Annotated in this window: 11 protein-coding genes; 8 read left to right on the forward strand and 3 right to left on the reverse strand. The window is 62.6% G+C overall.

Annotated features, from left to right (window positions below):
• Position 1: 1 nt before the first annotated feature.
• Both ACIPW4_RS00915 and ACIPW4_RS00920 read right to left on the reverse strand, forming a co-directional pair.
• Positions 2-898, reverse strand: coding sequence for a D-hexose-6-phosphate mutarotase (locus tag ACIPW4_RS00915; RefSeq protein WP_400654053.1), 897 nt, complete (start codon positions 896-898; stop codon positions 2-4).
• A gap of 72 nt (positions 899-970) precedes the next feature.
• A complete protein-coding gene (locus ACIPW4_RS00920) occupies positions 971-1,369 on the reverse strand; it encodes an acyl-CoA thioesterase (RefSeq protein WP_027917060.1) in 399 nt (132 codons plus the stop codon).
• Positions 1,370-1,727: 358 nt separating this feature from the next.
• Between ACIPW4_RS00920 and ACIPW4_RS00925 the strand changes: the two genes are divergently transcribed.
• The 8 genes from ACIPW4_RS00925 (at position 1,728) to ACIPW4_RS00960 (ending at position 12,351) form a co-directional block, all read left to right on the forward strand.
• Positions 1,728-3,017, forward strand: a complete 1,290-nt coding sequence (locus tag ACIPW4_RS00925; RefSeq protein WP_400654054.1) for an MFS transporter — start codon at positions 1,728-1,730, stop codon at positions 3,015-3,017.
• A gap of 272 nt (positions 3,018-3,289) precedes the next feature.
• Positions 3,290-4,288: a phosphate ABC transporter substrate-binding protein PstS gene (locus ACIPW4_RS00930; RefSeq protein WP_400654055.1), complete on the forward strand. Its 999-nt coding sequence runs from the start codon at positions 3,290-3,292 to the stop codon at positions 4,286-4,288.
• A gap of 139 nt (positions 4,289-4,427) precedes the next feature.
• Entirely contained in the window at positions 4,428-6,716 is a 2,289-nt protein-coding gene (locus ACIPW4_RS00935) for an ABC transporter permease subunit (RefSeq protein WP_400654057.1), read from the forward strand.
• A gap of 17 nt (positions 6,717-6,733) precedes the next feature.
• Positions 6,734-8,404: a phosphate ABC transporter permease PstA gene (gene pstA, locus ACIPW4_RS00940; protein WP_400654059.1), complete on the forward strand. Its 1,671-nt coding sequence runs from the start codon at positions 6,734-6,736 to the stop codon at positions 8,402-8,404.
• Positions 8,405-8,505: 101 nt separating this feature from the next.
• Complete coding sequence (gene pstB, locus ACIPW4_RS00945; RefSeq protein WP_400654061.1) at positions 8,506-9,339, forward strand: phosphate ABC transporter ATP-binding protein PstB; 834 nt, start codon at positions 8,506-8,508, stop codon at positions 9,337-9,339.
• A 55-nt stretch (positions 9,340-9,394) separates the two neighbouring features.
• Entirely contained in the window at positions 9,395-10,162 is a 768-nt protein-coding gene (gene phoU, locus ACIPW4_RS00950; protein ID WP_400654063.1) for a phosphate signaling complex protein PhoU, read from the forward strand.
• Positions 10,163-10,326: 164 nt separating this feature from the next.
• Complete coding sequence (locus tag ACIPW4_RS00955) at positions 10,327-11,223, forward strand: response regulator (RefSeq protein WP_400654065.1); 897 nt, start codon at positions 10,327-10,329, stop codon at positions 11,221-11,223.
• A gap of 225 nt (positions 11,224-11,448) precedes the next feature.
• Positions 11,449-12,351 (forward strand): peptidoglycan DD-metalloendopeptidase family protein, encoded by a 903-nt coding sequence (locus tag ACIPW4_RS00960; protein WP_400654066.1) that lies wholly within the window; start codon positions 11,449-11,451, stop codon positions 12,349-12,351.
• A 2-nt stretch (positions 12,352-12,353) separates the two neighbouring features.
• On the opposite strand, the gene ACIPW4_RS00965 is transcribed toward ACIPW4_RS00960, so the two are convergent.
• Complete coding sequence (locus tag ACIPW4_RS00965; protein WP_400654068.1) at positions 12,354-13,694, reverse strand: hemolysin family protein; 1,341 nt, start codon at positions 13,692-13,694, stop codon at positions 12,354-12,356.
• Positions 13,695-13,789 lie beyond the last annotated feature (95 nt).

The following is a 13,789-nucleotide window of genomic DNA, read 5'->3' on the forward strand; positions in this document are numbered from 1 at the left end:
GTCAGATCCCGGCGCTGCCAATCCTGACCTGCAACGACCGTCTGGCGCCAGGCTGAAGTTCCACCACATCGTCCCAGACATTCGCCGTCTCGATGCACAGCATCCGCTGCCAGCCATCATCGGCCATGTCCGCCAACTCCTTGGCCCGCTCGGTCCACGGGTTCCAGATCACCGCCGAGCGCGACCCACTGCAGGTCAAGTTGATTCGCCGCTCCCAGTGTGGATCGACAATGCTCAGCGTTTGCGGCGTATCCAGGTAGATCCGGTCGGTTTCCCCGCCAAAGTCCAGCGCACTCTGCTGCTTTCGCTGTTCCCAGTCGGCCAGGGTCTCGATGTACTGCAGCCCCTCCACCCCTTCGACCCGTACCTGGCGCACGTCGCTGACGGCAAAGTAGCTGTGCAGGGCCTGGCTGATGGTCACGGGGCTGTTGCCCATGTTACGGCTGTTCAAAGAAACAGTGAGCGCCTCGCCGAGTACGATCTGCAGCTTCAGCTCGACATCATGCGGCCAGCCCGGCAGATCGCCCTGGGCCTGCGGCAGCTCGAATTCGATATGCAGGGCATCGTCTTTTACCTCGACGCCCATCAACTGCCAGTCACGTGTGCGCGCCAAGCCGTGAGCGGGCGCCTGCTCGCCACGGTACATGGCCTGCACTGATGCGGGATTGCGCTGCAGGTTGCCAAACCACGGCCAGCACACTGGCACGCCGGCGCGCACCGATTTGCCCTGGCGGAAGATGGCCTGGTCGCTCAGCCACAACAACGGTGGCTCTCCAACACGCTGGTAGCTGAGGATCTGCGCGCCCTGCTGGGCGATCAGTAGTTCGGCGCGTTCGCTGCTGATGCGCCAGCAGTTGAGTTCGCCGTGTTGCTCGGATTCGACCTTGAAGGTAGCCATTGCGCTCGTCTCATTGATTGCCTGTGGGCCCTTGGACCCGGTGACGTGCAATGAGTTTACCGCTCGCGAGGCTCAGCGACGAGGCACCGAGCGGGTTCGACCGCTGCCGTCGATGGCGACGAACACGAACGTCGCTTCAGTCACCTTCCGCCATTCGCTGGACAGCGGGTCGTCGCTCCACACCTCGACCATCATGCGGATCGAGCTGCGGCCGATTTCCAGGGTCTGGGTGTAGAACGACAGCTGCGCGCCCACGGCCACCGGCACCAGGAATGCCATGCGGTCGATGGATACGGTGGCCACCCGGCCACCGGCTACGCGGCTAGCCATGGCAGTGCCGGCCAGGTCCATTTGCGCAACCAGCCAGCCGCCAAAGATGTCGCCAAAGCCATTGGTTTCACGCGGAAGCGCGGTGATCTGCAAGGCCAGGTCGCCTTGCGGGATAGGATCTTCTTGTTCGAGCTCGATCATGCGATGGGGCCTCTGACCCGTGACGCTTTCGTTGGTGTAGCGCAAAGCCGGGAAACGATTCAGCTGACAACATACTACGCCGATTCCGTTTCGCAGGGCGGCCATAGGGAAACTCTGCGAAACCGTCTGACATCAAGACCGGCGTTTTCGCACAAATTCCCACGCTTGAAGCAATCTTTTCCTACGAGCGGCCAGTATATATAGCCGATCGCCAGGCGACGACCGCACATTCATGAATATCTGTATGGATTTTGTATCGCTTTCAGCGCAGCTCGGCAATTTGCTATCTTCGCTCCTCGCCCCAATCCAGAAGCCGCGTACCAAGCGGCCTGCATGCCCTACAAGAGAACGATGAGCAATGACCTCCGTGCCGAGCAGTATCGATCAGCCTTCGCGGCCGCTGACCCGCAGTGACTACAAGACCCTCTCACTGTCCGCCCTGGGCGGAGCTCTGGAGTTCTACGACTTCATCATCTTCGTGTTCTTCGCCACGGTGGTCGGCAAGCTGTTCTTCCCCGCCGACATGCCCGAATGGCTACGCCTGATGCAGACCTTCGGCATCTTCGCCGCCGGCTATCTGGCGCGGCCGCTGGGTGGCATCGTCATGGCCCACTTTGGCGACCTGCTCGGGCGCAAGAAGATGTTCACCCTGAGCATTTTCATGATGGCCCTGCCGACCCTGATCATGGGCCTGCTGCCGACGTATGCACAGGTCGGCCTGTGGGCGCCGATCCTGTTGCTGCTGATGCGGGTGATCCAGGGCGCGGCCATCGGGGGTGAAGTACCGGGCGCCTGGGTGTTCGTCTCCGAGCACGTGCCGGCGCGCAACACCGGCTACGCCTGCGGCACCCTGACTGCCGGCCTGACAGCGGGCATCCTGCTCGGCTCGCTGGTGGCCACGCTGATCAACACCCTCTATAGCGCTGAAGAAGTGGCTGACTACGCCTGGCGTATTCCGTTCCTGCTCGGCGGCGTGTTCGGCCTGTTCTCGGTGTACCTGCGCCGCTGGCTGCATGAAACCCCGGTGTTCGCCGAGATGCAGCAGCGCAAGGCCTTGGCCGAAGAGCTGCCGTTGCGGGCGGTGCTGCGCGACCACCGTGGCCCGATCATCCTGTCGATGCTGCTGACCTGGATGCTCTCGGCGGGCATCGTGGTGGTGATCCTGATGACCCCGGCGCTGTTGCAGAGCATCTACCACGTCAGCCCCACCGACTCGCTCAAGGCCAACAGCCTGGCCATCGTGCTGCTCAGCTTCGGCTGCATCGGCGCTGGCAGCCTGGCCGACCGCTTTGGTGCGGGCCGGGTATTCGTGATCGGCAGCCTGCTGCTGCTGGCCAGCTCCTGGACCTTCTATCACAGCCTGCCGAGCCATCCTGAACTGCTGTTCCCGCTGTATGCGGTGACCGGGTTGTGCGTAGGCGTGATCGGCGCGGTGCCCTACGTAATGGTCAAGGCGTTCCCGCCGGTGGTGCGCTTCAGTGGGCTGTCGTTCTCCTACAACGTCGCTTACGCCATCTTCGGCGGTCTGACGCCGATGGTGGTGACGGCGCTGCTCAAGGTCAGCCCGATGGCACCGGCCTACTATGTGGCAGGCCTGTGCGCCGTAGGTCTTTGCGTGGGCCTCTATCTGCTTGCCAATAGACGTTGATCTGATGGAGGTTACGGTCACGGTGGGAGCGGCCTTGTGTCGCGAAAGGGCCGCGAAGCGGCCCCATCGATTTACGCATTTGCGCTGATATCCCTGGGGCCGCTTTCGCGGCCCTTTTGCGACACAAGGCCGCGCCCACAAAAAAAGTGAGGCTTGAAAGGTGATGATGGCCTTTCATCCATTTGTCACAATTGAGTCATATCGTATTCATGCGGCCTGCAGATACTTGGCCCCGTTCCATCCAACCCCAATATTCCTGCTAGGAGCAAGGCATGAAACTGAAGCGTTTGATGGCGGCCATCACCTTTGCCGCCGCTGGCGTTGCCACCGCCAACGCGGTAGCCGCTGTCGACCCTGCAATCCCGACCTACACCAAGACCACCGGTGTTTCGGGCAACCTCTCCAGCGTCGGTTCCGACACCCTCGCGAACCTGATGACTCTGTGGGCCGAGGCCTACAAGAAGGAATATCCGAACGTAAACATCCAGATTCAGGCTGCCGGCTCCTCCACCGCGCCACCCGCGCTGACCGAAGGCACCGCCAACCTCGGCCCGATGAGCCGCAAGATGAAGGACGTCGAGCTGCAGGCCTTCGAGCAGAAGTACGGCTACAAGCCGACCGCCATCCCGGTCGCCGTCGACGCCCTGGCCGTGTTCGTGCACAAGGACAACCCGATCAAAGGCCTGACCATGGCCCAGGTCGACGCGATCTTCTCGTCCACCCGTCTGTGCGGCGCCAAAGCTGAGGTCAAGACCTGGGGCGACCTGGGCGTGACCGGTGACCTGGCCAACAAGCCGGTGCAGCTGTTCGGTCGCAACTCGGTATCGGGCACCTACGGCTATTTCAAGGAAGAAGCCCTGTGCAAAGGCGACTTCAAGCCTAGCGTCAACGAACAACCTGGCTCGGCTTCGGTCGTGCAGTCGATCAGCTCCTCGCTGAACGGCATCGGCTACTCGGGCATCGGTTACAAGACCGCCAGCGTCAAGACCGTGGCCCTGGCCAAGAAAGAAGGCGGCGAGTTCGTTGAAGACAACGAAGCCAATGCCCTGAACGGCAGCTACCCGCTGTCGCGCTTCCTGTACGTCTACGTCAACAAGGCGCCGAACAAGCCTCTGGCCCCGCTGGAAGCCGAGTTCGTCAAGCTGGTGCTGTCGCAAGCTGGCCAGCAGGTCGTGGTGAAGGATGGTTACATCCCGCTGCCGGCCAAGGTGGTCGACAAGACCCTGGCTGACCTGGGCCTGTCCCACGCTGGTAACGTTGCAAAGAAGTAAGTAACTGAGGGTGAGGCCGGTGCTGATGCCCGGCCTCTTCCAAGACTTTCCAGTCCGGTGCCAGGGTTCCTGAGCGGCGGGCTTTTTTGCGTCAACTGTCTGTCATGTTTTTGTCATACGGGACCGCTAGGGTGTGCGCATGAATGATCTGGCCAATTCCACAATGACCCCAAATTCCCCGCCCGTGCGGATTGACTTCAATACGCCTGAGTTGCAACGCAAGCGCCGGATGCGCGCGCTCAAGGATCGCCTGACCCGCTGGTATGTACTGGTGGGCGGGCTTGCCGTATTGGCCGCCATTACCCTGATCTTCTTCTACCTGGCTTATGTGGTGCTGCCACTGTTCCAGGGCGCCGAGCTGACAAGCAAGAAGGCACTGGAGCCGACCTGGCTGCAACAGGATGCCGGCAAGCCACTGATGATCGCCCTTGAAGAACAGAACCTGGTCGGCATGCGTGTTTCGGACAAGGGGCAGGCCCTGTTCTTCGACACCAAGAGCGGCAAGGAACTCAAGCGAGTCGACCTGCCAGTGCCGGCCGGCACCCAGGTCAGCTCGATCGGTACCGACCAGCCGGGCAGCCCGCTGGTCGTGCTCGGTTTGTCCAATGGCCAGGCGCTGGTGTTCCACCACACCTACAAGATTACCTACCCGGACAACAAGAAGACCATCACCCCCGGCATCGACTACCCGTATGGCGAACAGCCGTTCGTGCTCGACGAGCAGGGCCGCGCGCTTGAGCACGTGAGCGTCAACGTCAACGGCGAAACCCTGGTGCTGGCAGGCTCGACCGGCGCGCACCTGCAAGTGGTCGAGCTGACGCGTAGCGAAAACATGCTGACCGGCGAGACCAGCACCGAGCAGAGTCGCATCGAACTGCCGCAGATGACCGAAGCGGTGAAGAACATCTTCATCGACCCGCGCCAGCAGTGGCTGTACGTCATCAACGGCCGCGCCACCGCCGACGTGTTCAGCCTGCGCGACAAGAGCCTCAACGGCCGCTACAAGCTTGCCGAAAATGCCGACACCGAAATCACCGCCTCTGCCCAGCTGGTTGGCGGCATCTCGCTGATCATCGGTGACTCCAAAGGCGGCCTGGCCCAGTGGTTCATGGCCCGCGACCCGGACGGCGAGCAACGCTTGAAGCAGATCCGTACCTTCCAGATGGGCAAGGCCCCGATTGTCCAGGTCGATGCCGAAGAGCGCCGCAAGGGCTTCATCGCCCTGGACAGCGAAGGCAAGCTTGGCGTGTTCCACAGCACCGCGCACCGTACCCTGCTGGTCGAGCAGGCTGCCGAAGGCCCAGGCATCCTGGCCCTGTCGCCACGCGCCAACCGCATCATCATCGAAGAAGGCGGCAAGCTGCTGCCGCTGAGCTTGCGCAACCCGCACCCGGAAATATCCTTCAGTGCGCTGTGGGGCAAGGTCTGGTACGAAAACTACGACGAGCCCAAGTATGTGTGGCAGTCGACGGCATCGAACACCGACTTCGAGCCCAAGCTGAGCCTCGCGCCACTGACCTACGGGACCCTCAAGGCCGCGTTCTACGCGATGATCCTGGCGGCACCGCTGGCCATTGCCGCCGCCATCTACACCGCCTACTTCATGGCCCCAGGCATGCGCCGCAAGGTCAAGCCGGTGATCGAACTGATGGAGGCGATGCCAACGGTAATCCTCGGCTTCTTCGCCGGCCTGTTCCTCGCACCGTACCTGGAAGGCCACTTGCCAGGCGTGTTCAGCCTGTTCCTGATCATGCCTGTCGGCATCCTGCTGGCGGGCTTCTCCTGGAGCCGCCTGCCGGAGTCGATCCGCCTGCGCATCCCGGATGGCTGGGAAGCGGCGATCCTGATCCCGGTGATCCTGGCGATCGGCTGGTTCGCCCTGTCGGTCAGCCCGTACCTTGAAAGCTGGTTCTTCGGCGGTGACATGCGTCTGTGGATCGAGCACACGCTCGGCCTGCGCTACGACCAGCGCAACGCCCTGGTAGTCGGTATTGCCATGGGCTTCGCGGTCATCCCGAACATCTATTCGATCGCCGAAGACGCCGTGTTCAGCGTGCCGCGCAGCCTGACCCTGGGCTCCCTGGCCTTGGGTGCGACGCCGTGGCAGACCCTGACCCGTGTGGTCATCCTCACCGCCAGCCCGGGCATCTTCTCGGCGCTGATGATCGGCATGGGCCGTGCGGTGGGCGAGACCATGATCGTGCTGATGGCCACCGGCAACACCCCGGTGATGGAGCTGAACCTGTTCGAAGGCATGCGCACCCTGGCCGCCAACGTGGCGGTGGAAATGCCTGAATCGGAAGTCGGTGGCAGCCACTACCGTGTGCTGTTCCTCGCCGCACTCGTGCTGCTGATGTTCACCTTCGTGATGAACACCTTGGCCGAGCTGATTCGCCAGCGCCTGCGCAAGAAATACTCGTCGCTTTGATAGAAAGGTAGAGATCCGTGAAAAAGGATTCCCTCAAAGGCTGGTTCAAGAGCGGCGCTCCAGGCGTCTGGATCAGCGGTGGCGCGGTGGCCATGGCGGTGATCATGACCGTTGGCCTGCTGGCGGTGATCGCCGTGCGCGGCTTGGGCCACTTCTGGCCGGCCGACCTGATCCAGGCCACCTACAAGGTGCCTGGCCAGGCCGACCACATCGTTATCGGCGAAGTGGTGCAGAAAGAAGAAGTGCCGCGTGCCCGCCTCAAGGGTGCTGGCCTGCCGGTGCCGGACGACGGCCCGGAGTTCATGACCCGCGAGTTGGTCAAGGTGGGCAACCGCGACCTCAACGGCAGCGACTTCACCTGGGTGGTCGGCGACTGGCTGGTCGACGAGCAGCGCCCGGCCGACCTGATCGCCCTGGAGCGCCGCGAGTGGGGCAACTTTTACGGCTACCTGGTCAGCGTCAAGGAAGAGGGCCGCGTGGTTGCCCAGGGCCCGGCGGCCTGGAACGAACTGCAAGCCCGTCTCAAGCGCGCCAACCAGCTCAACAGCGAACTGCAAGCCCTCGAGAAGAAGGACATCGGTGCCATCAACCATGGGCTCGAGCGCCTGCGCCTGCATGGCCGCAAGCTTGAACTGAGCGGCCAGCTGGACGCCGCCGCCCAGGCCGACATGGACGCCGAACGCGCCGAGCTGAACAGCCGCTACAAGGCCATCGAGGAGCGCCTGATGGGCCTGCACCAGGCCTTCGCCCGCGACAGCCTGGTCGCCCGTGATGGCAATGGCCGTGAAGTGGAGATCAACCTGAGCAAGGTGGTGCACGCCATTCAGCCGAACGGCATGTCAGCCCTTGGCAAGATGGGCACCTACTTCGCCAAGGTCTGGGAGTTCCTCAGCGACGACCCGCGTGAGGCCAACACCGAGGGTGGTATCTTCCCGGCCATCTTCGGTACCGTGATGATGACCCTGATCATGGCCGTGATCGTCACGCCGTTTGGCGTGCTGGCTGCGGTCTACCTGCGCGAATACGCCAGGCAAGGCCCGGTGACGCGGCTGATCCGTATCGCGGTGAACAACCTGGCCGGCGTGCCGGCGATCGTCTACGGCGTATTCGGCCTGGGCTTCTTCGTCTACGTGCTGGGCGGCTCGATCGACCGCCTGTTCTTCCCCGAGGCGCTGCCAGCGCCAACCCTCGGTACGCCGGGCCTGCTGTGGGCTTCGCTGACCCTGGCGCTGCTGGCCGTGCCGGTGGTGATCGTGGCCACTGAGGAAGGCCTGGCGCGGATTCCGCGGACCGTGCGCGAGGGCTCCCTGGCCCTGGGGGCGACCAAAGCAGAAACCCTGTGGAAGATCGTCCTGCCGATGGCCAGCCCGGCCATGATGACCGGCATGATCCTGGCCGTGGCCCGCGCCGCCGGTGAGGTGGCGCCGCTGATGCTGGTGGGTGTGGTGAAGCTGGCGCCATCGCTGCCCCTGGACGGCAACTACCCGTACCTGCACCTGGACCAGAAGATCATGCACCTGGGCTTCCATATCTATGACGTCGGTTTCCAGAGCCCGAACGTCGAAGCCGCGCGGCCGCTGGTCTACGCCACCGCGCTGCTGCTGGTGCTGGTGATCGCCACCCTCAACCTGTCGGCGGTGTGGATTCGTAACCACCTGCGCGAGAAGTACAAGGCGCTCGACAGCTGATTGAAGCTTTAAGCCACAAGCGGCAAGCTCCAAGCCGAGTGCCGCTTTGCCCTAACTTGCAGCTTGCAGCTCGAAGCTTGCAGCTACAAACGGAGTCAACCATGCAGAACGAATCCCACACCCACGGCATCGACATGTCTGCCCTGGGTCGCGACAAGCAGAGCCTGCGCCTGGCCGAAGAAACCGTGGCTATCGAAGTACCCGGCCTGAGCCTGTTCTACGGCGACAAGCAAGCGCTGTTCGACGTGCAGATGAACATCCCCAAGCAGCGCGTGACCGCCTTTATCGGCCCGTCCGGCTGCGGCAAGTCGACGTTGCTGCGCACCTTCAATCGCATGAACGACCTGGTCGACGGCTGCCGCGTGGAAGGCGCCATCAACCTGTACGGCAACAACATCTACCGTAAGGGCGAAGACGTGGCCGAGCTGCGCCGCCGGGTGGGCATGGTGTTCCAGAAGCCCAACCCGTTCCCCAAGACCATTTACGAGAACGTGGTCTACGGCCTGCGTATCCAGGGCATCAACAAGAAGCGCATGCTCGATGAGGCCGTGGAGTGGGCACTGAAGGGTGCCGCCCTGTGGGACGAGGTCAAGGACCGCCTGCATGAGTCCGCCCTGGGCCTGTCCGGCGGCCAGCAGCAACGTCTGGTGATCGCCCGTACCATCGCCGTCGAGCCGGAAGTGCTGCTGCTCGACGAACCCTGCTCGGCACTGGACCCAATCTCGACGCTGAAGGTCGAAGAGCTGATCTATGAATTGAAATCCAAGTACACCATCGTCATCGTGACCCACAACATGCAACAGGCGGCCCGTGTTTCGGACTACACGGCGTTCATGTACATGGGCAAACTGGTCGAATTCGGTGATACCGACACCCTGTTCACCAACCCGGCGAAAAAGCAGACCGAAGACTACATCACCGGTCGTTACGGCTGATCGCCGCTCGGGTGAACCTGCTTCTACAGGGCTGTGCGCTACCAAAGGAAAAACGATGATCAACAAAGAAAGCCTTACCCACCATATTTCCCAGCAGTTCAACGCCGAACTCGAAGAGGTGCGCAGCCACTTGCTGGCCATGGGCGGCCTGGTCGAGAAGCAGGTGAACGATGCCGTTACCGCGCTGATCGAGGCCGACTCGGGTCTGGCCCAGCAGGTGCGTGAAGTCGACGAGCAGATCAACCAGATGGAGCGCAACATCGACGAAGAATGCCTGCGCATTCTTGCCCGTCGCCAGCCAGCGGCTTCCGACCTGCGGCTGATCATCAGCATCTCCAAATCGGTGATCGACCTTGAGCGCATTGGCGACGAATCGACCAAGATTGCCCGCCGCGCCATCCAGCTGTGCGAGGAAGGCGAGTCCCCGCGTGGCTACGTCGAAGTGCGCCACATCGGCGACCAGGTGCGCAACATGGTACGCGATGCCCTCGACGCCTTCGCCCGCTTCGACGCCGACCTGGCGCTGGCGGTGGCTCAGTATGACAAGACCATCGACCGCGAGTACAAGACGGCCCTGCGTGAACTGGTCACCTACATGATGGAAGATCCGCGTTCCATCTCGCGTGTACTCAGCGTGATCTGGGTACTGCGTTCACTGGAGCGGATCGGCGACCACGCGCGCAACATCTCCGAGCTGGTGATCTACCTGGTGCGCGGTACCGACGTACGTCACATGGGCCTCAAGCGCATGAAGGCAGAAGTCGAAGGCACGGCAGTCGACGCCGAAAACGCTAATGTTCCGGCGGAAACTGACGATAAATAGGATTGCTCGCGAGCATCGACGCCCGGCCTGTGCCGGGCGTTTTCGTCTGTGGCAGAGCAATTGGCAGGCACCCGCGAACGATGCGAAGAAGTCCCGGCGTGACCCTAGAGTTGGCAAGTGGCCACCATTGCGCGGTAGGCTAGTCGGGTTCAAGAGGAGTATCGATGAGTAAAGTCAATGTGCTGGTCGTGGATGACGCGCCGTTCATACGTGACCTGGTCAGGAAGTGCTTGCGCAATGCTTTCCCAGGGATGGTCATCGAAGACGCGGTCAACGGTCGCAAGGCCATGGCCATGCTGGCCAAGGATCAGTTCGACCTGGTGCTGTGCGATTGGGAAATGCCGGAGATGTCCGGCCTGGAGTTGCTGACCTGGTGCCGTCAGCAGCCCGAGATGAAGGATCTGCAGTTCATCATGGTGACCAGCCGTGGGGACAAGGAGAACGTGATCCAGGCCATTCAGGCCGGTGTCTCCGACTTTGTCGGCAAGCCGTTCACCAACGAGCAGCTGTTGACCAAGGTGAAAAAAGCCCTGACCAGGGTTGGCAAGTTGGAAAGCTTGGTTGCCGGTGCACAGGCCCGGGTCAATTCGGCATTCGCCAACGACTCGCTGAGTGCGCTGACCGGTGGCAAGCCTGAAGCGGCCAAAGTGGCGGCTCCTGCTGCGGCGGCCAAGCCGTTGCTCAATGCACCCAAACCGCAAACGGCGGCGGTTGCGGCCCAGACTGGCCGGGAGCAAGGCCAGCTGCGCCTGTCGAGTGGTACCCAGCCCTGCGTGATCAAGGCGCTGAGCCTCAAGGAAGCGTTGCTGGTGGTGCGTCGCAGTGCAGCGCTGCCACAGGTGCTCGAGGGGGCAGTGCTCGACCTGGAGCAGGGTGAGAACGCCGAAGTGGCGCGCCTGAACGGCTACCTGCATGCCATCGCCGCGCTGGAGCCCAAGCCGGAAAGTGACTGGCTGCAGCTGACTTTCAAGTTCGTCGACCAGGATGCGCAGAAGCTCGACTACCTGTCGCGCCTGATTGCCCGTGGTACCCAGCAGAAGCACTTCACCCCCGGCGCCTGACGCTGCGATTGCTTTCTGTGGGAGCGGCCTTGTGTCGCGAAAGGGCTGCGCAGCGGCCCCAAGGATCTCGGCATCATGCATAGATCGCCGGGGCCGCTTTGCGCCCCTTTCGCGACGCAAGGCCGCTCCCACAGTGATCGAGTCAGCCACCCGACCAACTGCAATACCGCCCGCCAATCCCGCTGCTAGTCTTCGAAAGATCGCAACTATCAAAAAGCCACTATCATGCCAGCCACCGCTCGCTTGCTGCTGTTCTGTGCCTTGCTTTCGGCCTCGGCGTCGAGCATGGGCATGACAATCTACAAGACCGTCGACAACACCGGCGTAGTCTCGTACTCCGACCGCTACAGCCCCGGAGCGAAAACCTTCGAGCTCAGCGAACCAATCCTCGATCACATCGATGGCAAAGTTCGCCTGCAGGCCGAAACCTTCCCTGGTGGCGTGCGCTTCATGGTGCGCAACGACCTGTACGTGCCGATGCAGGTCGAGCTGCGCATCGACAAGCTGAGCAACGCCTTCGGTGGCAATCGGCCGCGCAACATTCGCGCTGTAGTGGGGCCGCGTTCTAGCAAGGTGCTCAGTTCGGTGCTCGCTGCCCCCGGTGGCAAGCTGCAATATGCCACCCGCTTCCAGTACGCCATGGGCGACCCTGGCCAGCGCTCTTTGGCTTATCGCTACCCGTTTCCGTGGAAGGGCGGGCCGTTTCGCCTGACCCAGGGGGCCAACGGCCGTTTCAGCCACTTCGGCCCCAGAAGCCGCTATGCAATGGACATCGCCATGCCGGAGGGAACGCCGATCATCGCGGCGCGAGGCGGAATGGTGGTGAAGATCGAGAATGGCCAGAGTGGTCGAGGCTCCAACCCGGGAGGCAATTTCGTTAGGATCCTGCACCCCGACGGCACCATGGGTGTGTACCTGCACCTGATGCGTGGTTCGGTGGTGGTACGCGAAGGCCAGCAGGTGGAGGTGGGGCGAGCACTGGCCAAGTCGGGCAACACCGGCAACAGCACCGGGCCCCATTTGCACTTCGTGGTGCAGCGCAACGTGGGGCTGGCGCTGGAATCGATCCCCTTCCAGTTCGACCGGCCGCTTGGTGGGTTGCCGGACTTCACCGCCGGCAACCCCTAGGGTCAGTCGAGCTTGAGCACCTTGGCCAGCACGATCTTCGGCCCTTTCATCTTCTTGATGATGATGCGCAGGCCTTCGACCTCCAGCACTTCTTCCTCCTCAGGCACGCGCTTGAGGGTCTCGTAGACCAGCCCGGCGAGGGTTTCCGCCTCGATGTGGTCCAGGTCGACACCGAGCAGGCGCTCGACCTTGAACAGCGGCGTGTCGCCCCGCACCAGCAGCTTGCCCGGCTGGTAGGCGAGGATGCCGCGTTCGGTCTTGCGGTGTTCGTCCTGGATGTCACCTACCAGCACTTCCAGCACGTCTTCCATGGTCAGGTAGCCGATGACCTTGCCGTCGGCTTCCTCCACCAGCACGAAGTGCGCACCGCCCTTGCGGAACTGCTCCAGCAGCTGCGACAGCGGCATGTGCCGCGATACGCGCTCCAGTGGGCGTGCCAGGTCGTCCAGGTCGATGGTCTGGGGCAGATGTTCGAGTTCGGCCAGCTCCAGCAGCAAGTCCTTGATGTGCAGCAGGCCGGTGAACTCCTCGCGCTCGGCGTCGTACACCGGGTAGCGGCTGAACTTGTGCCGGCGCACCAGGGCAAGAATTTCCTTGAGTGGGGCATGGGCGTCGATGCTGACCATGTCCTCACGCGAGTTGGCCCAGTCGACCACTTCCAGTTCGCCCATTTCCACTGCCGAAGCGAGCACCCGCATGCCTTGGTCGCTCGGGTCCTGGCCACGGCTGGAGTGCAGGATCAGCTTGAGTTCTTCGCGGCTGTAGTGGTGCTCGTGGTGCGGCCCGGGCTCACCCTGGCCGGCGATGCGCAGGATGGTGTTGGCGCTGGCGTTGAGCAGGTAGATGGCCGGGTACATTGCCCAATAGAACAGGTACAGCGGCACGGCCGTCCACAGCGACAGCAATTCCGGTTTGCGGATCGCCCACGACTTTGGTGCCAGTTCGCCTACCACGATGTGCAGGTAGGAAATGACGAAGAAGGCGACGAAGAACGACACGCCCTTGACCACCTCGGCGCTGTCTACGCCCACATAGGCCAGCAGCGGTTCGAGCAGGTGGGCGAAGGCCGGCTCACCGACCCAGCCCAGGCCCAGCGAGGCGAGGGTGATGCCCAGCTGGCAGGCCGACAGGTAGGCGTCGAGCTGGTTGTGCACCTTGCGCAGGATGCTGCCGCGCCAGCCATGCTGTTCGGCGATGGACTCGACGCGGGTGGCGCGCAGCTTGACCATGGCGAACTCGGCGGCCACGAAGAAGCCGTTGAGCAGCACCAGCAGGAAGGCGAATATGATCATGCCGAAATCGGCGAATAACGAGGCGAGGCTGATACCAGGGGAAGGGTCCATGATGGAGTTTTTACGGGGTCCGTCTTTGAGATAGAGAGAAAAAAAGTGCCAGCTCTTGCTGGCACAGGGGATCCAATGTAGCGGCTGGGGCTGCA

Origin of the sequence: Pseudomonas sp. NPDC089996 (assembly GCF_044748405.1) — a bacterium.
GTDB lineage: Bacteria > Pseudomonadota > Gammaproteobacteria > Pseudomonadales > Pseudomonadaceae > Aquipseudomonas.